Genomic DNA, 25,262 nt, shown 5'->3' with positions numbered 1-25,262 from the left:
GCTAACAGGGAAACAGTAGGCTTATAATCGCAACGAATGCCTATAAGGCCCGTGGGACCATATAACAAATATCGCCGCTGGGTGGAAGAGCGCTGGCATCTACTTCGGCGCCTGGGGGGATGGGATCTGGCCTTGGTGCAGGTGGCCAACCGCGAGTGGCTTTACATGCTTCAAGAGGATACACGCCATTCCCTAGCGATAGAAGGGTACTTCGCTTCCGAAGCTGAGCTCGAGGAGGTTGTACGAGGTGGAAGGGCCTCGGTAGAGGTCCTAAACTACTTCCGCACGGCGCAGTTTGTCTACGAGCAGGCCCTGCAGGATGTCAAGGAGGGCATCTTCCGTTTGGATGTGGCTTTTATCAACAATATCCATGGCCAGCTATTTCGCGATACCTCAGGGGAAGCCTGGCGGGGAAGGCCTGCGGATGGGGTTGACCGTATCATCCAGGGAGCCAAGGTAAAGCCTCCCTTGGAGGCCGCCGATTACCTCAAGGCGTTTGTTCGGCTGGCCCCGAGGCTTCTAGAGGAGCGGGAGCCCCTCGAGGCCCTAGCCAAGGCCCATGTCCTCTTTGAGGCCATTCATCCCTATCGGGATGGGAATGGCCGGGTAGGCCGTCTGGTCCTCAACTATATGGCCTTGTGGAAAGGACTCCCCCCCATCGCCATAAAAGGCTTGGCGGAGGAGGAAAGGCAGACCTACTATCAGGCATTGGAGAGGGCTGACAGGGGCTTCCACCGGGGATTCCCTCCTCCCGATGCCGAGGCTTTGCTCAAGGCTTTGGACGAGGGGGACTGGCAACCCCTGGCCTGCGTGCTAGGGGAGGCCCTGGTGGATCGCTTGGAAACCATTTTGGGCTTGGCCTTGCTGCGGTATGAGGACCTGAAACCCATAGAGGAGGTGGCCCGGGACCTGGGGGTAAGCCGGCAACAAGCCTACGTTTGGGTGAACCGGCGGAGGCTTGCCGTCTACCGCCCAGGGGGTAAGGCCCAACTGCTCTCCCACCCCTGGCTTTTTTTGGGGACCCGGGAGCGCCCCCCCCTTTTGCCCGACCCTCTTCCCCCAGAACGTCCCGGCTGGCCGGATAGAGTCCGGGAGAAACAAGACATGCTGTTTCACCCAGAGGCCCTTGGACGGAGAAGGGGCCGGTAGAGGAAAAGGGCGAGGAGGAGAAGGCCAAGAAGGCCGGCAAAGGCGAGGCCGTATCCCATGGTCCCCACCGCCACCCCCACCCCCCACTGCAGGAGGAAGGTCCCCCCGATGCCAAAGAGGTTCACCAAGGTGGTGCCCCGGCCCACCAGGTGAGGGGGTACCAGCTCCCGGGCCTGGGTCAGGGTGAGGATGTTGAAGGCTCCGAAGAACCCCATGACGGGGTAGGCGAGGGCCAGAAGTTTAAAGAGGGCGAGGAGGAGGCCCAGGGCGAAGAGAAAGGCCGCGCCTACCAGCACCTTGGGGGTGCCCAGGCGGTCGGCCAGGTAGCCGGACACCAAGAAGCCCAGGACCGCACCCCCCGAGTAGAGGAGGAGGAGGTTCCCCACCTTCACCGCCTCGAGGCCCAGCGCGTAGGCGTAGGCCCCGGCCCAGAGGGTTTGCAAGGCCAGGAAGCTTCCCGCAAAGGCCAAGGCTAAAAAGGCCACCCGCAGGAGCCTGGGGTTACCCAAGACCTCCCTTAGCCCCCCGCTTCCTCCGCCCCTGGGCCAGGGAACCCCAGGAGGGGTGTTCCGCACCCCAAGGGCGATGAGAAAGGCAACCAGCACCACTACCCCCGCTCCCAGGAGGAAAACCCCGCGCCAGCCCACGGCCTCTTTCATGAGGGCCAGGGGCGTGGCTGCCAAAAGCCCCCCCGTGGCCCCCAGGCCCACCAGGAGGGTGGACATGGTGGCGTAGGTCCGGGGAAACCACAGGCTAAAGGCCTTTAGGGAACCCATGAGGGCCGCGGCCATCCCCACCCCGATCAGGGCCCGGCCCAGGGCCAGAATGGGGAAGCTTTGCGCCAGCCCGAAGACCACGCTCCCCAGGGAAGCCACCAGGAGGAGGGCCGGGGTGATGGTCCTGGGGCCATACCGGTCCAGGAGGCTTCCTAAGGGTAGCTGCACCGCGGCGAAGGCCAGGTAGAAAAGGCTGGTCATGAAGCCCAGCTCCGCCGGGCCCAGTCCCAGGTCCTGGGACAGGTCCTTGGCCAGCACCGCATTGGCCGACCGGTAGAAGTAGGAGAGAAAGTAGCCTAAGGTGAAGAGGAGAAAAACCCGCGCTGCCATATCATCTCCGGTTCAGGGCAACCCCCAGGAGGATGAGGGTGCCGCCCAGAAGGGCCTCGAGGCTGAGGGGCTCCCCCGCCAGGGGCCAGGCGAAAAGCGCCCCCGCCACGGGCTCCAGCATGGCCACGAGGGTAGCCTTGCGGGCGGGCACCGTGCGTACCCCAAGGAGAAAAAGGCCAAAGGGCACCACCGTGCCCAAGACCACCAGATAGCCCACCGCTCCCCAGTCCCCCGGTCCCAGGGCCAGCACCTGGGGCAGGTGGGCGAGGAGCACCGGTAGGGAAAGGAGGCTTCCCACCCCCGTGGCCACCCCCAGGCTCACCAAGGGGGGTATGCGAAGCCCGTGGGAAAAGAGGGCGTAAAGGGCGAAGGAAAGGGCAGAAAGAAGCCCGTAGGCCACCCCGAGGGGGCTGGCCAAGAATCCCTTCGGGCCCACCACCAGCACATAGGCTCCCAAAAGGGCCAAGGCCACGCCCAAAAGCGCCCTTCCGGGAAGCCTTTCCCTCCTTAGGAGGGCGTAGAGGGTGAGGAGGGCCGGGGCCAGGTACTGGAGGAAGATCCCCGTGGCCACGGTGGTGGCGTGGATGGCCAGGTAGTAAAAGGCCTGGGCTCCGGAAAGGGCCAAGCCCACCTGAAGGAGCCTGGGCCACTCCGTGGCGGCTGGGGGGAAGCGAAGCACCAGGGGAAGGAGCAGGAGGAAGCTGAGGAGAAAGCGCAAGGGAATGAGGACGGAAGGGGGGATCTCCCCCATGAACCGCCCGGCCAGGGCTCCCCCCAGACCCCAAAGGAGGGCGGCCAAGGCGATGGGGATCACCGGCGCCCTCCCACCACCACGAGCCCCACCCCCAGGAGGAGGACCAAGGCTCCCAAGAGCACCTTCACCCCAGGAAGCTCCCCGAAAAGGAGGAAGGCGAGAAGGCTTGCCCCCACCGGCTCAAAGAGGATGGCCAGGGTGACCAGGACCGGGGGGATGTGCCGGGTGGCCCAGTTGAAGCTGGTGTGGCCCACGAGTTGCGGCAGAAGGGCCATGAGCAGGATGTAGCCATAGACCACGGGCGGATACCCCCCGTACTCACCTCCGAAGAGATAGGGAAGGGGGAGGAGGAGAAGGGCGGCGGCGGAGTAGGCGACCCGTATGTATTCCAGAATGGAAAGGCCGCGCCTTTGCGCTTCCCGCCCCAGGAGGAGGTAGAGGGAGGCGGCCACCGCTCCCAAGAGGGCCAGGAAATCCCCCAGGAGGGGGTTGGCACCCCCCTCTCCTTGGGCATCCCCCAGGCCGATGAGAAGCCCTCCCAAAAGGGCTACCCCGATTCCCAGAAGGGTGAGGCCGGAAGGAGTCTCCCGGAAGAAGAGCCGAGCGAACAGGGTGATCCAGATGGGGTTGGTGGTGACCAAGGCGGTGCTGGCGGCCACGGAGGTGTAGGAGAGGGAGGTGATCCAGAGGGCGAAGTGCAGGGCTAAAAAGGCTCCGGCGGCCACGGCGTAAGGAAGCCCAGCGGGGCTCTTTAAGGGGCTGCGCCAAGCGGGGAGGAGGAGGAGGGCCGCCAGCGCCATGCGCCCCGCGCTCATCACCAGGCTGAAGGCCAGGCTTCTATCCCCGGAGGCCGCCAGGGCCAGGCGCACCAGGATGCTCCCGAAGCTGATGGCGAAGATCCCCAAGAGCAGTACGGCGGCGATCTTGAGCCCCGAGGGCCGCATGGGGGCATTTTTCCATAAGGACTTGCTTCTGACCAGTGGGTCAGCCTCGAGGGTCAGGACAGATGCCCATGGAGGCCGTTGGTATACTGGCCCGGAAGGAGGTCCTATGGTGACCATAGCGGTTCCCAAGGAAAGGGCCCCAGGGGAAAAAAGGGTGGCCCTGGTGCCCGAGGTGGTGGCCCGTCTGGTAAAGGGAGGGGCCAGGGTACGGGTGGAAAAGGGCGCTGGGGAAGGCGCCTATCATCTTGACGCCGCTTACCAGGAGGCGGGGGCGGAGGTGGTGGAGCGAGGGGAGCTCCTAAAGGGCGCCAATCTCCTCTTCACCGTCCAGCCGCCACCGGAGGATCTGATCGCCGCCTTGGAGCCTGGGGCCATTGTGGTGGGGTTTGTTCAGGCCCATAAAAACCTGGACCTGGTGAAGGCTTTGGCCGCCAAAAAGGCCACGGTGATCGCCATGGAGCTCATTCCCCGCATCACCCGGGCCCAGAGCATGGACGCCCTTTCCAGCCAGGCCACGGTGGCGGGGTATCTGGCAGCCATCCATGCCGCCAGGCTTTCCCCCCGCTTCTTCCCCATGCTGACCACCGCGGCGGGCACCATCCGCCCCGCCAAGGTGATGGTCATGGGGGTGGGGGTGGCGGGGCTCATGGCCATCGCCACCGCCAAGCGCCTGGGGGCCCAGGTGTTCGCCTACGACGTGCGCAAGGCGGCGGTGGAGCAGGCCCTTTCCTTGGGGGCCAAGCCCATTGAGCTGCCCATCAGTGCCGAAGGGGAGGGGGGTTACGCTCGCGAACTCACCGAGGAGGAAAAGCGGATCCAGCACGAGGCCCTTAGGGAACACGTGGCGGGGATGGACGCCATCATCACCACCGCCCAGGTGCCGGGCCGCCGGGCCCCCATCCTCCTCACCGAGGACATGGTGGAGCGCTTAAAGCCGGGCACGGTGGTGGTGGACCTGGCCGCGGAAAGCGGGGGTAACTGTGTGCTCACCCAGCCGGGAGAGGTGGTGGAGGTGAGGGGGGTTAGGATCTATGGCCCCTTGAACCTCCCCAGCGAGCTTTCCGTACACGCCTCGGAGATGTACGCCAAGAACCTGCTCAATCTTTCGGGCCTGCTCATAGATAAGGGCGAGTTCGCCCCCAAGTGGGAGGACGAGATCGTCCAAGGGGCGCTTCTCATGAAGGAAGGCGAGATCCTGCACGGGCCCACCAAGGCCCTCGTGGGAGGTGCGTGATGGAGTTTGGCTTCTGGTCTGCCCTATACATTTTTGTGCTCACGGCCTTCTTGGGTTACGAGCTCATCACCCGGGTGCCGGTGATCCTCCACACCCCCTTGATGTCGGGGTCCAACTTCATCCACGGGGTGGTGGTGGTGGGGGCCATGGTGGTCCTGGGGCATGCGGAGACTGGCCTGGAAAAGCTCATTGGCTTCCTGGGGGTGATCCTGGGGGCGGCCAACGCCGCCGGGGGGTATGCGGTGACGGTGCGCATGCTGGAGATGTTTGAGAAAAAGCCGGGCAAGGGGGGTGGTCAGTAATGGATCTCATCCAAGCAGCCTACTTTGTGGTGGCCATCCTCTTCATCGTGGGCTTAAAGCGCATGGCCCACCCCACCACCGCCAAAAGCGGCATAGTGTGGGCGGGGTGGGGCATGGCCTTGGCGGTGGTGGCCACCTTCTTCTGGCCGGGGATGCACAACTTTGGCCTCATGCTCATCGCCCTCTTGGTGGGCTCGGTGGTGGCTTGGTGGGCGGCGGTCAAGGTGGCCATGACCGACATGCCCCAGATGGTGGCCATCTACAACGGCATGGGTGGGGGTGCGGCGGCCACCATCGCTGCGGTGGAGCTTCTAAAGGGAGCCTTTGAGAACCCGGGCCTCATGGCCTTGGCCATCCTGGGCGGCCTCATCGGGAGCGTGGCCTTCACGGGAAGCCTCATCGCCTTCGCCAAGCTGCAGGGAATCATGAAAAGCCGGCCCATCCTTTTCCCCGGGCAGAAGGTGGTGAACGCCCTGGTGCTTCTCATCACGGTTCTGGTGGGCTTCTCCCTGCTTTGGAACGATCCCACCCTCAGCATCGTGCTCTTCTTCCTCCTGGCCCTGCTTTTCGGCATTCTCATGACCCTGCCCATCGGCGGGGGGGATATGCCCGTGGCCATCTCCTTCTACAACGCCTTCACCGGTATGGCCGTGGGCTTTGAGGGTTTTGCCGTGGGGAACCCGGCCTTGATGGTGGCGGGAACCCTGGTGGGGGCGGCGGGTACCCTTCTCACCGTGCTCATGGCGCGGGCCATGAACCGCTCCGTGTGGAACGTGTTGGTGGGCGGCTTTGGCGTGGAGCAGGAGGCGGGGGAGGTCAAGGGCAGCCTCAAGCCCATTGACGTGGAGGACGCCGCCGTGATGCTGGCCTACGCCAGCAAGGTGGTCTTTGTGCCCGGTTACGGCATGGCCCTCTCCCAGGCCCAGCACAAGGTGAAGGAGCTTTCGGACCTCCTAGAGAGCAAAGGGGTGGAGGTGAAGTTCGCCATCCACCCGGTGGCGGGGCGGATGCCCGGGCACATGAACGTGCTTTTGGCGGAGGCAGGGGTGGATTACGACAAGCTGAAGGACCTCGAGGAGATCAACCCCGAGTTCCCCACCGTGGACGTGGCGGTGGTGATCGGGGCCAACGACGTGGTGAACCCCGCCGCCCGCCGCCCGGGAAGCCCCCTTTACGGCATGCCCATCCTGGACGTGGACAAGGCCAAGAACGTCATCGTCATCAAGCGGGGCCAGGGCAAGGGCTTTGCTGGGGTGGAGAACGAGCTCTTCTACGCCGACAACACCCGGATGCTCTACGGGGATGCGCAACAGGTGCTCACCCAGCTCACCCAGGCTCTAAAGAAGCTTTAGGCCTTGGCCCGCTTCTCGGGTTTCGTTCCCCGAGTTCCACCCAGGTGTTGCCAATCGGGCTTTTCCTTTCCGGGGCCCCCACCCTGGCGCAAGCCAGGGTGGGGTGGTTTAAGGCCTGGGCCGGGCCCCAGGAGGTTCCCGGGGTCTTCTTCTTGACGCTTCCCCGGGCCTCCTGCTATAGTGCCTAGTGCGGTCGGTCCGCGGTAGCTCAGCTGGTAGAGCGGCCGGCTGTTAACCGGTTGGTCGCAGGTTCGAGTCCTGCCCGCGGAGCCAGGTGGGGGCCTTAGGGCCCCCTGGGTCTTTTTTTGGGGAGGAAGAGAGGGTATAATCATTCCTCGTGCGGCCTGCCGGGCCCGGAAAGGAGGTGTGGATGCGCAAGTACGAGGTGAACATCATCCTGAGCCCCAACCTGGACCAGACCCAGCTCGCCTTGGAGAAAGAGATCATCGGCAAGGCCCTCGAGGCCTTCGGCGCTCGGGTGGAGAAGGTGGAGGAATGGGGTGTACGCCGCCTGGCCTACCCCATCGCCAAGGACACCCAGGGCTACTTCCTCTGGTACCAGGTGGAGATGCCCGAAGACCGGGTGAACGATCTGGCCCGGGAACTTCGCCTGCGCGACAACGTGCGCCGGGTCATGGTGGTGAAGGCCCAGGAACCCCTGCTCGCCAAGGCGTAAACTGTTTTCATGGCAAGAGGCCTGAACCGTGTATTTCTCATCGGGACCCTTACCGCCCGTCCGGACATGCGCTATACCCCGGGGGGCATGGCCATTTTGGACCTGAGCCTCGCGGGCCAGGATACCCTGTGGGATGCCTCTGGCGAAAAGGAGGTGTCCTGGTACCACCGGGTGCGCCTTTTGGGGCGGCAGGCGGAGATGTGGGGGGACGTCCTGGAAAGGGGCCAGCTGGTCTTCGTGGAGGGGCGGCTGGAGTACCGGCAGTGGGAGCGGGAAGGGGAGAAGCGGAGCGAGCTCCAGATCCGGGCGGACTTCATCGATCCCCTGGAGGCCAGAGGGCGCGAAACCGTGGAGGATGCCCGGGGCCAGCCTAAGCTCCGCCACGCCCTAAACCAGGTGATCCTCATGGGCAACCTCACCCGCGATCCTGATCTGCGCTACACCCCCCAGGGGACGGCGGTGGCCCGGCTGGGTCTGGCGGTGAACGAGCGCCGCCCTGGCCAGGGGCCGGAAGGGGAAAAGACCCACTTTATAGAGGTTCAGGCCTGGCGCGACCTGGCCGAGTGGGCCTCCGAACTTAGGCGGGGTGAGGGGCTTTTGGTGATCGGCCGTTTGGTGAACGACTCCTGGACGAGCTCCACCGGGGAGAGGCGCTTCCAGACCCGGGTGGAAGCCCTCAGGTTGGAGCGACCCACCCGTGGGCCTGAAAGAGCCGGCGGAAGCAGGCCCCAAGAGCCAGGGCGCTCTGTCCAGACGGGTGGGGTGGACATCGACGAAGGATTGGAAGACTTCCCGCCGGAGGAGGATTTGCCGTTTTGAACACGAAGAACGCTAAACCCAAGAAGGAGACGCAGAAGCGTCCTTCCAGGAAGGCCAAGGTCAAGGCCAGCCTGGGGGAGTTTGACCTGAAGGACTACCGCAACGTGGAGGTGCTGAAGCGGTTCCTGTCGGAGACGGGGAAGATCCTGCCCCGCCGCCGCACGGGGCTTACCGCCAAGGAGCAGCGCATCCTGGCCCGCACCATCAAGCGGGCGAGGATTTTGGGGCTTCTTCCCTTCACGGAGAAGCTGGTGCGCAAATAGGGGGTGGACATGAAGGTCATCCTGCTTGAACCCCTGGAGAACCTGGGCGATGTGGGCCAGGTGGTGAAGGTGAAGCCCGGCTACGCCAGGAACTACCTCCTGCCCCGGGGCCTGGCGGTCTTGGCCACGGAGAGCAACCTGAAGGCCCTGGAGGCCAAGATCCGCGCCCAGGCCAAGCGCCTGGCGGAGAGGAAGGCGGAGGCGGAGCGCCTTAAGGAGATCCTGGAGAACCTCACCCTCACCATCCCGGTGCGGGCGGGGGAGACCAAGATCTACGGCTCCGTGACCGCCAAGGATATCGCCGAGGCCCTTTCCCGCCAGCACGGCATCACCATTGATCCCAAGCGCCTGGCGTTGGAAAAGCCCATCAAGGAGCTGGGGGAGTACACCCTCACCTACAAGCCCCACCCCGAGGTGCCCATAGCCTTGAAGGTGAGCGTGGTGGCCCAGTAGGGGCCAAGGGACCTGGCAGGCTGCATGGACCCCTGGAAGGCCGGGGGTCCTTAAGCTTTTCCTATGGGGGCTGTGCTCATCACGGGAGCGGGTAGCGGCATCGGCCTGGCCACGGCCTGGCTTTTGGCGGCCAAGGGCTTTCGGGTCTATGGTGGGGTGCGCAAATCCCAGGATGCCGAGGCCCTGCGCGCCCTGGGGGCGGTGCCCCTTTTCCTGGACGTAACCCAGGAGGAAAGCCTTGTGCAGGCCCGAAGGCTTCTGGAAGGGGAGGGGTTGGAGGGTTTGGTGGCCAATGCGGGGATTGCGGTGGCGGGGCCACTGGAGCTTATCCCCCCTTCCGCCTTCCGCCAGGTGCTTGAGGTGAACGTCCTCGGGGCTTTCGCCACGGTGAAGGCCTTTTTGCCCCTTCTCCGCCAAAGCCGGGGGCGGGTGGTGCTCATGGGCTCCGTGTCTGGCCTGGTGGCCCTGCCCCTGGCGGGCCCCTATGCCGCCAGCAAGTTCGCCCTCGAGGCCCTGGCGGATGCCTTAAGGGTGGAGCTCCTTCCCTTTGGGGTGGGGGTGGCCTTGGTGGAGCCGGGGCCCGTGGCCACCCCCATCTGGGAACGTTCGGAAAAGTGGGCGGAAACCTACCTGGAGCCCCCTCCTCCCGGTACGGAAGGGGTGTATGGCCGCTACCTGGAGGTGGCCCGCAAGATGGCCAGGGCGGGCGCCCAAAGGGGCTTGCCCCCGGAAAGGGTGGCGGAGGTGGTGCTGAAAGCCCTCCTGGACCCAAGGCCCAGGGCCCGCTACCTGGTGGCCCCTAAGGGGTGGCAGACCCTTCTTCTCCGCCACCTCCCCCAAGCCTTACGGGACCGGCTCCTGGCCCGCTTTCTGGCCTAGGCCAGCTCCAGGGCCACGAGGAGAACCAGACGCCCTTCCTGCCGCTTCAGGAGGCCCTCGAGGTTCCGCACGGGAAGGTGCCTGCGGAAAACCGCCAGCACCTCATCCATGAGCTTTTCCGCTAGCCCTGGGTCCAAGGCCTCGGGGTCAAGCTCCAAAAGCATCTCCAGCCACCTAGGCCCCTGGTGGGGTTTTGCCCCATGGGCACACAGATTTGCGGCGCTGTGAGACCCCATACTTTAAGGGGGCTTCCCCCTGGCGTATGCTTAGGGACGTGGAGTTTCTGGTGGAGGACCTGGGCCTGGTGCCTTACGGGGAGGCCTGGGCGTATCAGAAGGGGGTGCACGGCCAGGTGGTGCGGGGCGAGCGCCCCCCCACCCTGCTCCTTTTGGAGCATCCCCGGGTCGTCACCCTGGGGCGGAAGGCCACGGGGGAGAACCTCCTTTTCCCCGAAAGCTGGTACCGGGAGAACGGTTTTGAGCTCTACTGGGTGGAACGGGGTGGGGACGTCACCTACCATGGGCCGGGGCAGCTGGTGGGCTATCCCATCTTCCCCGTGGGCCGGGAGGTGCGCCGCTTCCTGCGCCAGATAGAAGAGGCCGTGGTAAGGGTAGCGGCCTCCTACGGCCTAGAGGCCTACCCCACCCCGGGGTACGCCGGGGTCTGGGTGGGGGAGGAGAAGCTTTGCGCCATCGGGGTGGCGGTGAAGGAAGGGGTGAGTTTCCACGGCTTCGCCCTCAACGTGAGCACCGACTTGAACGACTTCTCCGTCATCGTCCCTTGCGGGCTTAAGGGGAAAGGGGTCACTTCCCTGGAGCGGCTTTTAGGCCGCCAGGTTCCCATGCAGGAGGTGAAGGGCCGGGTGGTGCAGGCCTTCGCCCAGGTTTTCGGAATGGAGCCCCGCCTAAAGGAGGGCCATCGTGAAGCCCAAGTTTGAAACCGTGGAGCTCATAGCCCCCACCGGGGAGGTGGTGGAGCTCAAGGTGGTGAAGCACGGCCTGGCCCAGACCCGGCCTGAGCCCGTGGACCGGCACAAGCCTGCCTGGCTCCGGGCCACCCTGCCCACGGGGGCCAGGTACCAGGCCCTGAAGGCCACGGTGAAGGAGCTCAAGCTCCACACCGTCTGCCAGGAGGCCCTTTGCCCCAACGTGGGGGAGTGCTGGAGCCACGGCACCCTCACGGTGATGATCCTGGGGGGCATCTGCACCCGGGCCTGCAAGTTCTGCGCCGTGGACACAGGGAATCCTAAGGGCCTCATAGATCCGGAGGAGCCCCATAGGGTGGCCGAGGCCATCGCCCGGCTTCATATCCGCTACGTGGTCCTCACCAGCGTGGACCGGGACGACCTTCCCGACGGCGGGGCGGCCCACTTTGCCGCCACCATCCGGGCCATTAAGGAGAAGGCCCCCGGGGTCTTGGTGGAGGCCCTTACCCCTGACTTCCAGGGGGACCTGAGGGCGGTGGAGACGGTTTTGGATGCGGGCCCTGAAGTCTACGCCCAGAACCTGGAGACCGTGCGCCGCCTCACCCCCAAGGTGCGGGACCCGCGGGCGGGCTACGACCAGACCCTTAAGGTCCTGGCCCACGCCAAGCGCTACCGCCCCGGGGTCCTCACCAAGAGTAGCCTCATGCTGGGCCTGGGGGAGACGGAGGAGGAGATCCTCGAGGCCATGCGGGACCTGAGGGAGGTGGGGGTGGATATCCTCACCCTGGGCCAGTACCTGCGCCCCACCCCGGCCCACCTGCCCGTGGAGCGGTACGTGCCCCCGGAGGACTTCAAGCGCTACGAGGCCTGGGGGTACGGGCTGGGCTTTAAGGAGGTCTTCGCCGGGCCCCTGGTGCGGAGCTCCTACCGGGCGGATCGGGTTTTCCTCGAGGCTTCCCAGAAGGAGGTGGGGCCATGACCCGAAGCCGCCCTGCCGCCACGCCCCTCTTCCTCCTGGACCTCTTGGCCCTTTTCCTCTTCGCCGGGGCTGGGCTCCTTTCCCATGGCCTACCCGTTACCTTTGGGGGCCTGGCGCGAAACGTGCTGCCCGTGCTTTTCGTCTGGCTTCTCCTTTCCCCTTTCCTGGGCACCTACCGTAAGCCCACCTGGCAAAACCTCCTCCTCACCTGGGCCTTGGCCTTCCCTGCGGGGCTATGGCTTAGGCAGATGGTCCTGGGCCTGGGGTTTGGGGTGGGGTTTTTCGTCTTCCTGGGCGTGGCCATGGCCTTTAGCCTCCTTTTCCTCCTCCTCTTCCGGGGCCTCGCCAAGCTCCTCAGGCTCTGGTAAAAAGGGGACATGGATCAGCCCTTAGAGAAGGTGGCCTTCCTCGGCCTCGGGGCCATGGGCTACCCCATGGCGGCCCATTTGGCCCAGCGGTTTCCCACCTTGGTCTGGAACCGCACCTTTGCCAAGGCCCTAAAGCACCAGGAGGAGTTTGGCTCAAAGGCCGTGCCCCTGGAAGGGGTGGCGGAGGCTCGGGTGATCTTCACCTGCCTGCCCACCACCAAGGAGGTGACGGAGGTGGCGGAGGCCCTTTGGCCCCACCTGAGGCCCGGCACCTACTGGGTGGACGCCACCAGCGGGGAACCCGAGGGAAGCCGTAAGGTGGCGGAGCGCCTTCTGGAAAAGGGGGTGGTCTACCTGGACGCCCCGGTTTCCGGAGGGACCATCGGGGCGGAGAAGGGCACCCTTACGGTGATGATGGGAGGGCCCCTCGAGGCGGTGGAGAGGGTGAGGCCCTACCTGGCCTATGCCGCCAAGGCGGTCCACGTGGGGCCCGTGGGGGCGGGGCATGCGGTGAAGGCCATCAACAACGCCCTCTTGGCGGTCAACCTCTGGGCGGCGGGAGAAGGACTCCTGGCCTTGGTGCGGCAAGGGGTTTCCGCGGAGAAGGCCCTGGAGGTGATCAACGCCTCCAGCGGCCGCTCCAACGCCACGGAGAACCTGATCCCCCAGAGGGTCCTGACCCGGGCCTTTCCCAAGACCTTCGCCTTGGGCCTGTTGGTGAAGGACCTGGGCATCGCCATGGGGGTTTTGGATGGGGAGAAGGCCCCAAGCCCCCTGCTCCGCCTCACCCGGGAGGTGTACGAGATGGCCAAGCGGGAGCTGGGCCCCGAGGCCGACCACGTGGAGGCCCTGAAGCTTTTGGAGCGCTGGGGCGGGGTAGAGATCCGCTAAGGGGTTTGGGTTATCCCCGGGTTGGGCCCACCCTTGGGCTTGACGCGGGCGTAAAGGTGCCCTAGTGTGTATGATATGAAAGACAATGTGTCCTACTATATAGGACAAAGGCTTCAACGGTTACGTCAAGCCAAGGGGCTTACCTTGTCGGGTCTGGCGGCTAAAGCGGGTGTGGCCAGATCCCTGATATATGCCTTGGAGGCGGGGAAGGCCAACCCTACCCTCGCTACCTTGTGGGCCTTAGCCCAGGCCTTGGAGGTGTCCTTCAGTGAGCTGGTTCAGACCCAGCCGGTAGCGGAGGAGGGGGTAGTGGTTCAACTTATTGAACAAACCCAAGAACCGGGGGGCGGTACCCTGGAAGTTTACCGTATGGATCTCTATCCCCATTCTCTGCGCCATGCGGAACCCCACGAGGCTGGCATTCGGGAGCGGGTGATTGGCTTGAAGGGAAAAGCCCGCGTGGGGCCACCCCCAGGCAAGGAGGTGGGCCCCGGGGAAGAGGCGGATTTTTCGGGTGATGTCCCCCACCTGTATGCCAGTGAGGAGGGAGCAAGCCTCTTGGTCTTCCTCCATTATCCTCCGGTTTCTTGGCCCAAGGGAGAGCCCGGTAGCGAGGAGAAGGCCTCTTTGGCGCTACGGGAGGTGGGTTTGGGAGTGGGGGGCATGGTCTTGGAAGGCCGTTGGCTTGCACCAGGGTTTCGGGAAGGGGTTTTTGTCCGCTGGGGCGGTAGCCGTACCTACCTTTTCAGCCTGCCTCTCGCTCCGTTGCCTCGTCTCACAGGCCAGGGGCTTTTGGGCGAGGCCTTCGCCCTACTCCACGCCCCTAGGGAAGACCTGAGGTTTTACCAGAGAAGCTCCAGCCTCCTTTTGCACGCCTTAGCATGGGAAGGGTTGCTCCTTAAGGGCGAGGTGGCGGATCCGACACCCCTTCTTATCAAAACGCCACAACCCTTTCCCGGTTCTTCCGTAGAGGGTGGGTGGGAAAACCGCATATCCGTAGACCTCTATGCCCAGGTGGAGCTTCTGCACCCCGGGTATGCCAGGCAACTCCTTTACCTGGCGCATGGGTTGCAAGCTGTTGATTTGACGGCAGAGCGATTTTTGGATGTGGGCACCGGACCCGGCCACCATCTCCTGTTGCTTTTAGAGCTTCTTCCCCACTTGAAACCAGTTGCGGTGGAACCCAGCCTGGCCTCGAGGCAAGCCCTAGCTCAGCTGCTTCCCTGGGTAGAGGTCTTACCCGTGGATTTTACCATGCTGGAGACAGGGGAAGCCTTCTCCTTGGTCCTTTCCGTGGGGTCCAGTCACCACATGTCCACTTGGAACTTTCTGGATAGAGCTTATCGGCTTCTACGGCCCGGGGGAGTGTTGGCGGTGGCGGATGAGTTCGTAAGCCCCTTTGCTACCCGGGAGGAACGGGTCCGAAACCTAGTGCTTCACCACACGGCCTATTTGGTTCCGTTCCCCTTGGAGGATTGCGAGGCCCTTTGGGCCTTGCGCATTTTGGCGCTACAAGGGGAAACCAAGGGTCTTAGGAGGTTGGTAGAAGAAGCCTTGCAGGAAATGCGGGTTCGGCCAGGACCTCTTGCCTCCTTTGCAAGCCTGGAGCTGCAGGCCTTGCTGGCGGGCTTGGACTACGAAGTGGAAACAAAGACCTCCGCCAAGCGTTTTCTGGAGCTAGCCTTGGCGGTAGGTTTTCAAGTGGAGCAGCACTTCCGCCTTTTTGCCACCCATGGGAGTAGCTCTTGGGACGGGGGGACCCATCTTTTCGTCCTGAGGAGGCCAGAGTGAGGCAGGGTCTAAAGGCCGCTTGGCCCATCGCCCTAGGCTATTTCCCCGTGGCCGTGGCCTTTGGTGCCCTGGGTGCCCAGGCGGGGCTTGGCTACCTTTGGTTCCAGCTCACCTCCCTCCTGGTCTTCGCTGGGGCCAGCCAGTTTGCCCTGGTGGGGCTTCTGGCCCAGGGGGTGCCGCCCCTCTTGGCGGCCACCTTGGGCCTTCTCCTCAACCTGCGCCACGCCTTCTACGGCCCGGCCCTCAGGCCCTACCTAAAAGGGGGCCCCCTGGAGGCCTTCTTCCTCACCGATGAGGTGTTTGCCCTGGCCCTAAGGGCACTACCTGGCCTCCTTCTGGAAAGGAGGCGGGGCTACTTCCTGGGTCTGGGCTTGGGCGCCTACCTCTCCTGGAACCTGGGCACTGCCCTCGGGGCCTTGGGGGCCAAGGGGCTATTGGCCTGGCCGGTCCTAGGGGAGGCCCTTTCCTTTGCCCTTCCTGCCCTTTTCCTTCTCCTGGCCCTTCCCCACTTAAGGAATCCGGTGGCCCTCCTGGCAGGTGGGGTGGCCCTGGCCTTCCACCTCCTAGGCCAGACGGCCTGGGGCCTTTTCTTGGCGGGGGGCATCGGGCTTCTCTGGAGGCGGCCATGACCCTGGCCCTTTTCCTCCTGGCTCTGGGCACCTTTCTCCTCCGCTTCCTGCCCTGGCGGGGGGAAGGCAGCCTAAGGGCGGGCCAGGCAGGGCCGGCCCTGGTGGTGGCCCTTTTCCTGGTCTCCGCCTTTAACCCGCCCCCTTCCCCCGAGTGGCTCCGCGCTGCCTTGGCCCTCTTGGGCGCCTATCTGGGAGCCCGGCTTACGGGGAACCTGGGCCTTGCGGTTTTCCTGGGGGCGGGGCTTTACGGGCTTCTGGGCCTCCGCTAGCGGCTCAGGATGTGGATGGCCTGTTTGTGCAAGGCCTCCGCCGCCTCCATGAGGCCTTCGGAGAGGGTGGGATGGGGGTGGATGGTGAGGCCCAGGTCGGAAACCGTGGCCCCCATCTCCAGGGCCAAGGTGGCCTCGGCGATGAGCTCTCCCGCCTGGGGCCCCACCATGAAGACGCCCAGGAGAAGGTCGGTTTCCGCGTCCCCCACCACCTTGATGAGGCCCTCTGCGCCTCCTAGGGTGAGGGCCCGGCCGCTGGCGGAGAGGGGAAACCTCCCCACCTTGACCTTATACCCCGCCTTCCCCGCTTCCTCCTCCGTAAGCCCCACCCCGGCCCACTCGGGGCCGGTGTAGACCACGCTGGGCACCTGGTAGTCAAAGAGGGCGTTCTTGCCGGCGGCATTCTCCGCGGCCACCAGGCCCTCCCGCATGGCCTTGTGGGCGAGAAGGGGAGGCCTGGCCACATCCCCGATGGCGTAGACCCCGAAAGCGGAGGTTTCCATGCGGGCGTTCACCTGGATGAAGCCCCGCTCGTCCACCTTCACCCCGGCCTTTTCCAGGCCTAGGCCCTCGGTGCGGGGCTTTCGGCCCACGGCCACCAGGATCTTGTCCACCACGATCTCCTCTTGGTTTCCCCCCTGGGCTGGCTCCAGGAGCACGTGGAGGCCATCTTTCTTCTTTTCATAGCCCACCGCCTTGGTGCCCGTGCGCACCCTAAGGCCTTCTTTCTCCAGGGCCTTGCGCAGGAGGGCGGCGGTTTCCCTGTCGCCTGCGGGGAGGATCTCCGGCATGTATTCAATAAGGGTGACCTCCGAGCCTAGGCGGCGGTAGATCTGGCCGAGTTCCAACCCCACCGCCCCGCCCCCGATCACCAAGAGGCGCCTGGGGATGCCCTCTTCTACCCGTAAGGCCCGGGTGGAGTCCCAGACGTCCTCGCCAAAGGGGAAACCCTTTAAGGGCATGGGCTCGCTTCCCGTGGCCAGGATGAGGCTTTTGGCCCCGTAGGTTTCCCCGTTTACCTCGATCTCCTTGGGTCCCTTGAAGCGGGCGAAGCCCCGCAAAAGCTCCACCTTGTTGCCCTTGAGGAGCCCGGCCACCCCTCCGGTGAGCTTTTTCACCACCCCATCCCGCCAGGCGCCCAGTTTCCCAAAGTCCAGCTCGGGCTTGGCCTTTAGGCCAAAGCCCTCGGCCGCCTTCAGGTGGTGAAGGGTTTCTGCGGCGTGGAGGAGGGCCTTGGTGGGAATGCACCCCACGTTCAGGCACACGCCCCCCACCTCGGCGGCCTCCACCGCCAGAACCTTAAGCCCCAGTTGCGCCCCCCGGATGGCGGCGTGGTAGCCGCCGGGCCCGGTGCCGATCACGATGAGGTTGTAGGTCTTCATGGGGTCCATCCTACATTTCCAGAAGGAGCAGGTCCGGGTTTTCCAAGAGCCGGATCACCTCCCGGGTGAAGGAGGCGGCCTCGGCCCCGTCCACCAGGCGGTGGTCAAAGGAGAGGGAGAGGTACATGATGTCCCGGGCCTGGATGGAGCCATCCGGCATCACCCAGGGCCGCTTCCGGATGGAATGCACCCCCAGGATGGCGGCCTCGGGAACGTTGATGATGGGGAAGCTCATGAGGGCCCCCACCGAGCCGATGTTGGTGACGGTGAAGGTGGAGCCCGTGACCTCCTCGGGGGAGAGCCTTCCTTCCCGGGCCTTGGCGGAAAGCTCGGCGATCTCCTGGGCCAACTCCAGGATGTTTTTGCGGTCCGCATCCCGCACCACGGGTACGATGAGCCCCCTTTCCGTGGCCACCGCCAGGCCCAGGTGGTAGTAGCGCTTGTAGACGATCTCCTGCCTTTCTTCGTCCAGGCTGGCGTTTAGCATGGGGAACTTCTTCAGGGCCCGCACCACCGCCTTGAAGATGAAGGGCAGGTAGGTGAGCTTAACCCCCTGGCGCTCCGCTTCGGGCTTCAGCCGTTCCCTAAGGGCTACCAGCTCCGTGAGGTCGGCCTCGTCCACGTTCAGGGTGCGCACCGTGTAGAGGTGGCTTTGCCAAAGCCCTTGGGCGATGGTGCGGCGGATGCCCCTTAAGGGAACGCGCTCCTCCAACCCCTCATAGCCCTTGGGAGGGGTGTACCGGGGCGGGGGAGGGAAGCCCGAGGGAAGGGGTGCTGGGGCTTCCCTGGGGACTTCCGGCGGGGGAGCGGCCTGGGCTTTAAGCCTTTCCGCATAGGCCCGCACGTCCTCCACCCGGATGCGGCCCATGGGGCCCGAGCCCGGGATGGCCTCGAGGGGAATCCCCAGTTCCCGGGCCAGCTTCCTGGCGGCGGGTACCGCCAGGATGCGGCCTGGGCCTGGCCCCTCCTTGGGGGCTTCCCCTTGGGCCTCGAGGAAGGGGTTCTTCACCGCCACCTGGGTGGTGTCCGGCTTGAAGAGGGAGAGGTCCTCCTTTTCCTCCTTCGGGGGAAGCCCGGGCTCCACGATGGAGCGCTCTTCGATGGCCTGCACCGGCGGGGCTTTCTCTTCCTTCGCTTCCGTCACCACCTCTCCGGGCTCCGCCAGGAGGGCGATGGGGGCATGGACCTTGACCACCTCCCCCTCCTTGGCCAGCTTCTTCAGGAGCACCCCCTCATAGGGGGAGGGTAGCTCCACCGTGACCTTGTCGGTCATCACCTCCACGAAGGGCTGGTCCTTTTTGAGGTAGTCTCCTTCCTCCACCAGCCACTTCAGGATCTCGCCTTCCACCACGCTTTCCGCCAGTTCGGGCATGAGGATTTCCTTGGGCATAGGCCTCCTAGATTAGGTCTAGAAACTCCTCGAGGGGAAGCTGGGCATCCTTAAGGATGTGGGCTAGAGTGGAGCGTTTGATGGGGATGTGCGCAGGTACGATGACGATGATCCGCTTTTCCCCTACTTCCTTTTCCATCCGGATATGGCTTCCCCGTTGGCGTACCACCTGAAAGCCTGCTTTTTCCAAAGCCTTGACTACCCGCTTATAGGACAAGGAGGGAACCTTCAAACCTCTACCTCGGCCAGTTCGGCGTTCTCCGGGAGCTTTTCCTCTAGCGGCTCCAGATAGAGGGCTATGGCCTCACGGATGTTGGCTAAGGCCTCCTCGAGGGTGTCCCCCTCACTAATGCAACCGGGAAGAGCAGGTACGTAGACGGTATACCCGCCCTCCTCGCTCTTTTCCAGGACCACCTTCAAACGCATACTCCCTCCTCTAATCAGTAGTCTAACGCCCGCTTGGCGGCGTTGAGGATGCGGGTGACGGTGGGCAGGTACAGCTTGTCCTGGGCGTAGGGGTAGGGGGTGTCAAAGCCCGTGACCCGGATGGGAGGGGCGAGGAGCATGTCCAGGATGTCCTCGGCAAGGGTGGCCGCCACCTCGCTTATAAAGCTGGCGTGCCGGGGGGCATCGGATACCAGCACCGCCCTTCCCGTCTTGGCCACGGAGTTCATCACCGCCTCGTAATCCCAGGGCATGAGGGTGCGGAGGTCCAAAACCTCGGCGGAAACCCCCGCCTTCTCCAGCTCCTCCGCCGCCTGGAGCACCTCGGGCATGACCGTGCCGTAGCCGATGAGGGTGAGGTCCTTCCCCTCCCGCCTGATGGCGGCCTTGCCGATGGGCAAGGTGTAGTCCTCCTCGGGCACCTCCTCCTTCACCGAGCGGTAAAGCCTCTTGGGCTCCAGGAAGACCACGGGGTCCTCGTCGCGGATGGCCGCCTTTAGGAGGCCCTTGGCGTCGTAGGGGGTGGAAACCGCCACCACCTTGAGCCCAGCGGTGTGCACGAAGTGGGCCTCGGGGCTTTGCGAGTGGTGGTGCCCACCCTTGACCCCACCCCCAGAGGGCATACGCACCACCAAGGGCGCGGTGAACTGCCCGCCGGAACGGTAACGGAGCTTGGCCACCTGGCTTGCCAGCTGGTCAAAGCCGGGGAAGATGTAGTCGGCGAACTGGATCTCCGCCACCGGCCTCAAGCCGTGGGCGGCCATACCCAGGGCCGCCCCCACGATGGCGGCCTCCGACAGGGGGGTATCCATAACCCGGTCGGGGCCGTACTTCTGCAAGAGGCCTTCCGTCACCAGGAAAACCCCGCCCCTTTTGCCCACATCCTCCCCCAGGACCACCACCTTGGGGTCCAAGGCCATCTCCTCATCCAGGGCCCGGTTCAGGGCCTGCACCATGGTCATGAGGGCCATGGGGACCTCCTTAGAGCTCCTCCCTGAGGAGGGCCTCCTGGCGCCTTAGGTGCCAGGGCTTTTCCGAGAAGACGTCCGCAAACATCCATTCCGGCGGTACCGGTCCCGCCTCCTCCGCCTCCTTCAGGGCCTTTTCCTGCTCGGCGCGGATGGCCTCTTTGAGTTCCTCCTCCCACTCCAGGTTCCAAAGGCCCCGCTCCTCCAGGAAGCGCCGGAAGCGCAGGATGGGGTCCCGCTTCCGCCAGGCCTCCACCTCCTCCCGGGGGCGGTAGCGGCTGTCGTCGTCCGCGGAGGAGTGGGGGCCGTAGCGGTAGACCCTGAGCTCCACCAGGCTGGGGCCTTCCCCCATGCGGGCCCGCTCCACCGCCTCCTTGACCACGTAGTAGGCGGCCAGAACGTCCATGCCATCCACCAAATATCCGGGAATGCCAAAGGCATGGGCCTTGTCGGCGATGGTGGGGCTATGGGTCTGGCGGCCATAGTCCACGCTGATGGCGTAAAAGTTGTTTTCGGCGATGAAGACGGCGGGGGCCCCCTGCACGGCGGCGAAGTTGATGCCCGCATACCAGTCCCCCTCGCTGGTGGCCCCGTCCCCGAAGGTGCATACGGCCACCTGGCCCGTGCCTAGGAGCTTCATGCTGATGGCCGCTCCGGCGGCGGGGGGCACGTGGGAGGCAATGGGGCTGGCCACGGTGAAGTAGTTGAGGGCCTTGGAGCCCGGATGTTCCGGCATCTGGCGGCCCTTGTTGGGGTCAGCCCGGGTGGCCAGCATCTGGCCGAAGATCTCCTTCAGGGGCAGGCCCAAGGCCAGGGCCAGGCCGTGGTCCCGGTAGTAGGGGAAGACCCAGTCAAAGCCCTTCCGGATGGCGTGGGCGATGGCCACCTGGGCGGCCTCGTGCCCGGCGGCGGGGGCGATAAAGCTGGTCTTGCCGGTGCGGATGAGGATGGTGTAGCGCTCGTCCAGCATCCGGGCCGCCAGCATGTCCCGGTAGAGGCGGCGTAGCCTATCCTCGTCCAAGTCCAAGGGGAAATCCCCCAGCCACTCCCCCTTTTCCCCCATGAGCCTTATGGGCTCGGGGGTGAAGGGCTGAAACCGGTGGGTATCCTTTACCATAAACCCTCCTTTTCCAGCGCTTTTGGCGCTCCTGGAGCCTGCCCTGGGTAAGGGCCTAAGGCTCCTTTTTGGGGTGGGTGAGGTCCCACTTTCCCTTCGCCTTTGAGTATACCCTGGCCTTAGGATGAAGGCGTGCGGCTTAGGGTGGTGGCGGTGGGCAAACCCAGGCTGGCCTACGCCCGGCTGGGGGTGGAAGAGTATGCGCACCGCATCCAAAAGTATGCTCCCCTCGAGGTCCACTTCGTCAAGGAGGCCCGGGAGCTGCTCCCCAGGGCGGAGGGCTACCGCAAGGTGGTCCTGGACGAGAGGGGTAAGCTTTTCACCACGGAGGGGCTTTTGGAGGAACTGAGGCGCTTTGAGGGAGAGCGGGTGGCCTTTCTGGTGGGGGGTGCCGAGGGCTATCCGGAAGGGGTACGGGAGCGGGCCGACCTCCTCCTTTCCCTCTCCCCCCTCACCCTGCAGCACGAGCTGGCCCTTCTGATCCTCATGGAACAGCTTTACCGCCTCTTCACCTTAAGGGCGGGGCATCCCTATCACCGGCCATGACCTACGAGGCCTTTGTGGCGCTGGTGGAAAGGCTTTGGGCGGAGATCCCCGAGGCCTTCAAGCGGGGGCTTCAAGGGGTGCACGTCCTTCCCCAGGCCAAGCCGGAGCTGGGGCTAAGGGGAGTCTGGCGGCTGGGGGAGTACCTGGACCCGGGCCCCCCTTCCGCCTTCCGCGGTTTTGAAGGGCTTGGGCGGCATATCGCCCTCTACTACGGCTCCTTCCGGAAGGTGGCGGGGCCGGGGTTTGACTGGGAAGGGGAGGTCTGGGAAACCCTTCTCCACGAGCTAAGGCACCACCTGGAGTCCCTGGCGGGCCGGGACGAGCTGGTCCAGGAAGACCTTAGGCGCCTGGCCGAGTTTCGCCGGGGTGGGAGGGGGTAGGGGGCAAGGAGGCCTCCTGTAGGGGCCTGCGCTGGGCGAAACCCCCGGCCAAGGGGTGGTAGTGGGCCACCTCGGGCTCGCCTTCCTGCCAGCACAGAAACACCACCTCGCCCCCAATCCGGGCGGGGAAGTCCACCAGGCCCCGGTCCAGGTCCTTGAGGAAGACGCCCAAGGAGGCCAGGTAGCGGGCGTCCGCTTCCAAGGAGCCCAGGAGGAAGCGCACCTCCTCCTCCAGGTTCCTGCGCTCCAGCCCCCGGGCCTCGGGAAGCCGGGCCTGGGCTTCCTGGAGCTCCTTGCGGTTTTGGCGCATCTGGCCCAGGATCCGCCGGATTTCAGGAAGCAGGGCGTCGGCCTCCTCCTTGGTGAAGATGCGGGCGAACATACCTGACCCTATCCTAGCACAGCCATTTAGGGAAATCTAAGCCTAGGATACTCAAGGGGGAAAGCCCAGGAGGGCCACATCCCCGGCCCCCACCTTTACCCCTCCCACCAGGAGGCTTCCATCGGGGAGCACGTCCTCCGCCACGCCTTCCACCAGGCCCCTTGCGGTCTGGACCCGCACCCTCTGGCCCAGGGTGTAGGAGGCCTTTCGGTAAAGGGCCAGCAGGGCCTCCGGGTTCTCCAGGAGGGGGAGGAGGTTTTCCAGGTGGAGAAGGAAGCCCGAAAGCACCTCCCGTCGGGAAGCCTGGGAGAACTCCTTTAAGGCGGCGGCCCCCTCGGGGGCCCATTCCACGTTCACCCCCACGCCCAAAAGGACGTAGGCTACCTCCTCTCCCTCCGCCTTGGCCTCGAGGAGCACCCCGGCCAGCTTCCTGCCATCGGGGGCGAGGAGGTCGTTGGGCCACTTAAGCCCCCCCACCCCCACCGCCCGCCAAAGGGCCAAGCCGGCCACAAGGGGGAGAAGCCCCAGGGTGGAAAGGGGCAGGGCCGGGCGCAGGAGCAGGGAAAAGGTGAGGCTTTCCCCTGGGCGGCTTTCCCAGGGCCTTCCCTGCCTTCCCCGGCCCCTTTCCTGGACCTCGGCCAGGACCAGGGCCCCCTCTCCCGCCCCCTCCTCCGCCCAGGCCCGGAGCACATCCTGGGTGCTCCCCACCCGGCCCAGATACCGGTAGGGCCGGCCCAGCCGTCCCAAGGGATGGAAGAGGTGGGGCAGGGGGGTGCCGGGCCGGATGCGGTAGCCCTGGCGGCCCACCTCCACGGGAAACCCTTCGGCAAGAAGCCTTCTTGCCTCCTTGGAAACCGCCTGGCGGCTCACCCCAAGCTTTTGGGCCAGGGCCTCGCCGCTTTGGTACGCCTCGGTGAGAAGGTCCAGAAGGCTCGGCATCAGGCCAGTTCCACCTGGGAAAGATCCCCCAGGATCAGCCGGTGGGCCCGGGGGAGGCCATCGCGGCTTTTCACCTCGGCCCCCACCCCTAGGATGCTTTCCTGCAGGCGCAGGGCCACGTTCTCCAGGAGGGCGTGGTCCTCGAGGATGGAGTACTCCACCTCCGAGCGCACCACCTTGGCACCTGGCCCAAGGGAGGTGAAGGGGCCGATGTAGGCCCCCTCCACCAGGGCACCTTCCCCGATGAAGGCAGGGCCGATCACCGTGCTTCCCACCACCTTGGCCCCCTTCTCCACCACCACCCGCCCCGTGATTTGGCTTTCCGCCACCTCGCCTTCTATGCGGGCCTCCAGCTCCTCCAAAAGGAGGCGGTTGGCGTCCAGGAGGTCCTGGGGGCGGCCCGTGTCCTTCCACCAGCCCTCCACCTCCACCCCCACCACCCTCTTCCCCCGGTCGATGAGGCCCTGGATGGCGTCGGTGATCTCGTACTCCCCGCGGGCGGAGGGCCTGAGCCCCTCGATGATCTCCAGGACCTCCGGGGTGAAGACGTACACCCCCGCCACCGCCAGGTCCGAGGGAGGCTCCTTGGGCTTTTCCAGAAGGCGCACGATCCTTTCCCCTTCCAAAACCGCCACCCCGAACTGGCTGGGGTTTTCCACCCGTACCAGGGCGATCACCGCGCTCACCCCTGGGGCGAAGGCCTGAAGGAAGCGGGCGATCCCCTTTTGGAAGAGGTTGTCCCCCAGGTAAAGGACGAAGGGGCTTTGGCCCAGGAAATCGCGGGCCACGGCCACCGCATGGGCCAGGCCCTGGGGCTCCTCTTGCAGGATGTAGCGCACCCGGTAGCCCGAAAGGGCTTCCCGGATGTCCTTTTCCGTTTCCGGGGAGACCACCACCCCGATCTCCTTAATGCCCGCCTGGAGCAGGTTCTCCAGGCCGTAGTGGAGGATGGGCCTTCCCGCCACCCGGATCACCGGTTTGGGCCTCGTGTGGGTGAGGGGACGGAGCCTCGTGCCCCGTCCGGCAGCCAGAATGAGTCCTTTCACGCTGGGGAGTATACCCGTAAAATGAAGGGAAGGATGCCCAAGGCCTCCATCCGTGCGGCTTACGCCTACGACCGCCTAAGGGCCTACCCGCCGGAGGTGGCGGGCCGCATCGCCACCGCCATGGGGAATGCCCTAGGGGTGCGGGGGGAGGAGGCGGTGCTCCTGGAGCTTGGGGTGGGCACCGGGCGCATCGCCCTGCCCCTCATCGCCCGGGGCTACCGCTACCTGGCCCTGGACAAGGACCCGGCCATGCTGGAGGTCTTCCGCCAGAAGGTGGCGGGGGTCATGCGCAAGGTGCGCCTCCTGGAGGCGGATGCCCGGGCCATTCCCCTGCCCGATGAGAGCGTGCACGGGGTGATCGTGGTCCACCTTTGGCACCTCCTTCCCGACTGGCCCAAGGCCCTGGCGGAGGCCCTGAGGGTGCTGAAGCCGGGGGGGGTGCTCCTGGAGGGCTGGGACGAGATGGAGGCAGAGGAGGAGCGTGGCATTCAGGAAAGGTGGCGCTCCTTGGTGGAGGCGGAGGGGGTGAGGGTGGAGCGGGGCCTACACAAAAGGCGGCTTCAGGAGGTGGAGGGAGCCCTAAGGCGTCTTGGCCTTAAGCCCAAGGCCCGGGAGGTGGTGCGCTGGCAGGAGGCGCGCACCCTGCGCCAGGCCCTGGAGGCCCTGGAGGAAAGGCTTTACTCCTTCACCCAGCTGGTTCCCGAGGAGGTGCACGGGCGCATCATGCCCCGGCTCTGGGCCTGGGCGGAAGGGGAGTTCGGCGACCTGGACCGCCCCTTTACCCTGGAAAGGAGCTTTACCCTGCGCGCCACCCGCATGGCCTAGCGCCGCCCGGTAAGGCCCCTCCCCAAGCCACATTCCGGGGTGCCTGGGAGGAAAGGGTAA

At 65.3% G+C, this 25,262-nt stretch carries 32 protein-coding genes and 1 tRNA gene; 20 read left to right on the top strand and 13 right to left on the bottom strand.

Annotated features, from left to right (window positions below):
• The first annotated feature begins 81 nt into the window (after positions 1-81).
• Positions 82-1,149 carry a Fic family protein gene (locus DK874_RS09450; protein WP_114313778.1) on the top strand — a complete coding sequence of 356 codons (1,068 nt, stop codon included), beginning with the start codon at positions 82-84 and terminating at the stop codon, positions 1,147-1,149.
• Here DK874_RS09450 and DK874_RS09445 read toward each other — a convergent pair.
• The 3 genes from DK874_RS09445 to DK874_RS09435 are packed head-to-tail and all read right to left on the bottom strand — an operon-like array spanning position 1,113 to position 3,953.
• On the bottom strand, positions 1,113-2,255 hold the full coding sequence (locus DK874_RS09445) for an MFS transporter (RefSeq protein ID WP_114313777.1): 1,143 nt from the start codon (positions 2,253-2,255) through the stop codon (positions 1,113-1,115). The genes DK874_RS09450 and DK874_RS09445 overlap by 37 nt on opposite strands.
• 1 nt (position 2,256) lies before the next feature.
• Positions 2,257-3,069, bottom strand: a complete 813-nt coding sequence (locus DK874_RS09440) for an EamA family transporter (RefSeq protein ID WP_114313776.1) — start codon at positions 3,067-3,069, stop codon at positions 2,257-2,259.
• Entirely contained in the window at positions 3,066-3,953 is an 888-nt protein-coding gene (locus DK874_RS09435; protein ID WP_114313775.1) for a DMT family transporter, read from the bottom strand. The genes DK874_RS09440 and DK874_RS09435 overlap by 4 nt, the downstream gene beginning before the upstream one ends.
• Positions 3,954-4,059: 106 nt before the next feature.
• Between DK874_RS09435 and DK874_RS09430 the strand changes: the two genes are divergently transcribed.
• The 9 genes from DK874_RS09430 (at position 4,060) to DK874_RS09390 (ending at position 9,931) form a co-directional block, all read left to right on the top strand.
• Entirely contained in the window at positions 4,060-5,187 is a 1,128-nt protein-coding gene (locus tag DK874_RS09430; RefSeq protein WP_114313774.1) for an NAD(P) transhydrogenase subunit alpha, read from the top strand.
• Entirely contained in the window at positions 5,187-5,489 is a 303-nt protein-coding gene (locus DK874_RS09425) for a proton-translocating transhydrogenase family protein (protein WP_008630585.1), read from the top strand. Before DK874_RS09430 ends, DK874_RS09425 begins: the two co-directional genes overlap by 1 nt.
• Complete coding sequence (locus DK874_RS09420) at positions 5,489-6,841, top strand: NAD(P)(+) transhydrogenase (Re/Si-specific) subunit beta (protein WP_114313773.1); 1,353 nt, start codon at positions 5,489-5,491, stop codon at positions 6,839-6,841. The genes DK874_RS09425 and DK874_RS09420 overlap by 1 nt, the downstream gene beginning before the upstream one ends.
• Positions 6,842-7,038: 197 nt before the next feature.
• A tRNA-Asn gene (locus tag DK874_RS09415) sits at positions 7,039-7,114 on the top strand.
• A 97-nt stretch (positions 7,115-7,211) separates the two neighbouring features.
• Positions 7,212-7,517: a 30S ribosomal protein S6 gene (gene rpsF, locus DK874_RS09410; protein WP_114313772.1), complete on the top strand. Its 306-nt coding sequence runs from the start codon at positions 7,212-7,214 to the stop codon at positions 7,515-7,517.
• Between the two features lie 9 nt (positions 7,518-7,526).
• A complete protein-coding gene (gene ssb, locus DK874_RS09405) occupies positions 7,527-8,336 on the top strand; it encodes a single-stranded DNA-binding protein (RefSeq protein WP_114313771.1) in 810 nt (269 codons plus the stop codon).
• Complete coding sequence (gene rpsR / locus DK874_RS09400) at positions 8,333-8,599, top strand: 30S ribosomal protein S18 (protein WP_114313770.1); 267 nt, start codon at positions 8,333-8,335, stop codon at positions 8,597-8,599. Before ssb ends, rpsR begins: the two co-directional genes overlap by 4 nt.
• Before the next feature lie 9 nt (positions 8,600-8,608).
• Complete coding sequence (rplI, locus tag DK874_RS09395) at positions 8,609-9,052, top strand: 50S ribosomal protein L9 (protein ID WP_114313769.1); 444 nt, start codon at positions 8,609-8,611, stop codon at positions 9,050-9,052.
• Between the two features lie 63 nt (positions 9,053-9,115).
• Complete coding sequence (locus DK874_RS09390) at positions 9,116-9,931, top strand: SDR family NAD(P)-dependent oxidoreductase (protein ID WP_114313768.1); 816 nt, start codon at positions 9,116-9,118, stop codon at positions 9,929-9,931.
• On the opposite strand, the gene DK874_RS11750 is transcribed toward DK874_RS09390, so the two are convergent.
• Entirely contained in the window at positions 9,928-10,095 is a 168-nt protein-coding gene (locus DK874_RS11750; protein ID WP_205387578.1) for a hypothetical protein, read from the bottom strand. The genes DK874_RS09390 and DK874_RS11750 overlap by 4 nt on opposite strands.
• A gap of 110 nt (positions 10,096-10,205) precedes the next feature.
• On the opposite strand from DK874_RS11750, the gene lipB reads away from it, so the two are divergent.
• From lipB to DK874_RS09355, 7 genes are all read left to right on the top strand, one after another.
• Complete coding sequence (gene lipB / locus DK874_RS09385) at positions 10,206-10,868, top strand: lipoyl(octanoyl) transferase LipB (protein ID WP_114313809.1); 663 nt, start codon at positions 10,206-10,208, stop codon at positions 10,866-10,868.
• A complete protein-coding gene (gene lipA / locus DK874_RS09380; protein ID WP_114313767.1) occupies positions 10,852-11,835 on the top strand; it encodes a lipoyl synthase in 984 nt (327 codons plus the stop codon). Before lipB ends, lipA begins: the two co-directional genes overlap by 17 nt.
• Positions 11,832-12,203, top strand: coding sequence for a DUF3054 domain-containing protein (locus DK874_RS09375; protein ID WP_114313766.1), 372 nt, complete (start codon positions 11,832-11,834; stop codon positions 12,201-12,203). Before lipA ends, DK874_RS09375 begins: the two co-directional genes overlap by 4 nt.
• A gap of 9 nt (positions 12,204-12,212) precedes the next feature.
• The gene (locus DK874_RS09370; RefSeq protein ID WP_114313765.1) at positions 12,213-13,094 is read left to right on the top strand and encodes an NAD(P)-dependent oxidoreductase; all 882 of its coding nucleotides are present in this window, start codon (positions 12,213-12,215) and stop codon (positions 13,092-13,094) included.
• 75 nt (positions 13,095-13,169) lie between these two features.
• The gene (locus DK874_RS09365; protein WP_114313764.1) at positions 13,170-14,885 is read left to right on the top strand and encodes a helix-turn-helix domain-containing protein; all 1,716 of its coding nucleotides are present in this window, start codon (positions 13,170-13,172) and stop codon (positions 14,883-14,885) included.
• Positions 14,882-15,514, top strand: coding sequence for an AzlC family ABC transporter permease (locus DK874_RS09360; RefSeq protein ID WP_114313763.1), 633 nt, complete (start codon positions 14,882-14,884; stop codon positions 15,512-15,514). The genes DK874_RS09365 and DK874_RS09360 overlap by 4 nt, the downstream gene beginning before the upstream one ends.
• Positions 15,511-15,783 carry a branched-chain amino acid transport gene (locus tag DK874_RS09355; RefSeq protein WP_114313762.1) on the top strand — a complete coding sequence of 91 codons (273 nt, stop codon included), beginning with the start codon at positions 15,511-15,513 and terminating at the stop codon, positions 15,781-15,783. The genes DK874_RS09360 and DK874_RS09355 overlap by 4 nt, the downstream gene beginning before the upstream one ends.
• Here the strand turns inward: DK874_RS09355 and lpdA are convergent.
• From lpdA to DK874_RS09325, 6 genes are read right to left on the bottom strand one after another with little or no spacing between them, the layout of a single operon-like run.
• Complete coding sequence (gene lpdA / locus DK874_RS09350) at positions 15,780-17,165, bottom strand: dihydrolipoyl dehydrogenase (protein ID WP_162798771.1); 1,386 nt, start codon at positions 17,163-17,165, stop codon at positions 15,780-15,782. The genes DK874_RS09355 and lpdA overlap by 4 nt on opposite strands.
• A 10-nt stretch (positions 17,166-17,175) precedes the next feature.
• Positions 17,176-18,555 (bottom strand): dihydrolipoamide acetyltransferase family protein, encoded by a 1,380-nt coding sequence (locus DK874_RS09345; protein ID WP_114313760.1) that lies wholly within the window; start codon positions 18,553-18,555, stop codon positions 17,176-17,178.
• Between the two features lie 7 nt (positions 18,556-18,562).
• Complete coding sequence (locus DK874_RS09340; protein WP_240307652.1) at positions 18,563-18,772, bottom strand: type II toxin-antitoxin system HicA family toxin; 210 nt, start codon at positions 18,770-18,772, stop codon at positions 18,563-18,565.
• Between the two features lie 11 nt (positions 18,773-18,783).
• Positions 18,784-18,981 (bottom strand): type II toxin-antitoxin system HicB family antitoxin, encoded by a 198-nt coding sequence (locus DK874_RS09335; RefSeq protein ID WP_018111076.1) that lies wholly within the window; start codon positions 18,979-18,981, stop codon positions 18,784-18,786.
• Between the two features lie 14 nt (positions 18,982-18,995).
• A complete protein-coding gene (locus DK874_RS09330) occupies positions 18,996-19,970 on the bottom strand; it encodes an alpha-ketoacid dehydrogenase subunit beta (protein WP_114313759.1) in 975 nt (324 codons plus the stop codon).
• A gap of 10 nt (positions 19,971-19,980) precedes the next feature.
• Positions 19,981-21,084, bottom strand: coding sequence for a thiamine pyrophosphate-dependent dehydrogenase E1 component subunit alpha (locus DK874_RS09325; protein WP_114313758.1), 1,104 nt, complete (start codon positions 21,082-21,084; stop codon positions 19,981-19,983).
• Positions 21,085-21,216: 132 nt separating this feature from the next.
• Here DK874_RS09325 and DK874_RS09320 point away from each other — a divergent pair, with 132 nt between their 5' ends.
• Both DK874_RS09320 and DK874_RS09315 read left to right on the top strand, forming a co-directional pair.
• Positions 21,217-21,630: a 23S rRNA (pseudouridine(1915)-N(3))-methyltransferase RlmH gene (locus DK874_RS09320; RefSeq protein WP_114313757.1), complete on the top strand. Its 414-nt coding sequence runs from the start codon at positions 21,217-21,219 to the stop codon at positions 21,628-21,630.
• Positions 21,627-22,010, top strand: a complete 384-nt coding sequence (locus tag DK874_RS09315; RefSeq protein WP_114313756.1) for a metallopeptidase family protein — start codon at positions 21,627-21,629, stop codon at positions 22,008-22,010. Before DK874_RS09320 ends, DK874_RS09315 begins: the two co-directional genes overlap by 4 nt.
• Here the strand turns inward: DK874_RS09315 and DK874_RS09310 are convergent.
• The 3 genes from DK874_RS09310 to DK874_RS09300 are packed head-to-tail and all read right to left on the bottom strand — an operon-like array spanning position 21,970 to position 24,377.
• A complete protein-coding gene (locus DK874_RS09310) occupies positions 21,970-22,392 on the bottom strand; it encodes a DUF2203 domain-containing protein (RefSeq protein WP_114313755.1) in 423 nt (140 codons plus the stop codon). The two genes, DK874_RS09315 and DK874_RS09310, sit on opposite strands and share 41 nt — an antisense overlap.
• A 51-nt stretch (positions 22,393-22,443) precedes the next feature.
• A complete protein-coding gene (locus DK874_RS09305) occupies positions 22,444-23,331 on the bottom strand; it encodes a biotin--[acetyl-CoA-carboxylase] ligase (RefSeq protein WP_114313754.1) in 888 nt (295 codons plus the stop codon).
• Positions 23,331-24,377, bottom strand: coding sequence for a glucose-1-phosphate thymidylyltransferase (locus DK874_RS09300; RefSeq protein WP_114313753.1), 1,047 nt, complete (start codon positions 24,375-24,377; stop codon positions 23,331-23,333). The genes DK874_RS09305 and DK874_RS09300 overlap by 1 nt, the downstream gene beginning before the upstream one ends.
• Before the next feature lie 33 nt (positions 24,378-24,410).
• Between DK874_RS09300 and DK874_RS09295 the strand changes: the two genes are divergently transcribed.
• Entirely contained in the window at positions 24,411-25,202 is a 792-nt protein-coding gene (locus DK874_RS09295; RefSeq protein WP_114313808.1) for a class I SAM-dependent methyltransferase, read from the top strand.
• The last annotated feature ends 60 nt before the right edge of the window (positions 25,203-25,262 follow it).

The organism is Thermus caldifontis, from assembly GCF_003336745.1.
Taxonomy (GTDB): Bacteria; Deinococcota; Deinococci; order Deinococcales; family Thermaceae; genus Thermus; species Thermus caldifontis.
Note: the sequence above shows the minus strand (reverse complement) of the source record. Positions and strands in the feature narration are given on the sequence as shown.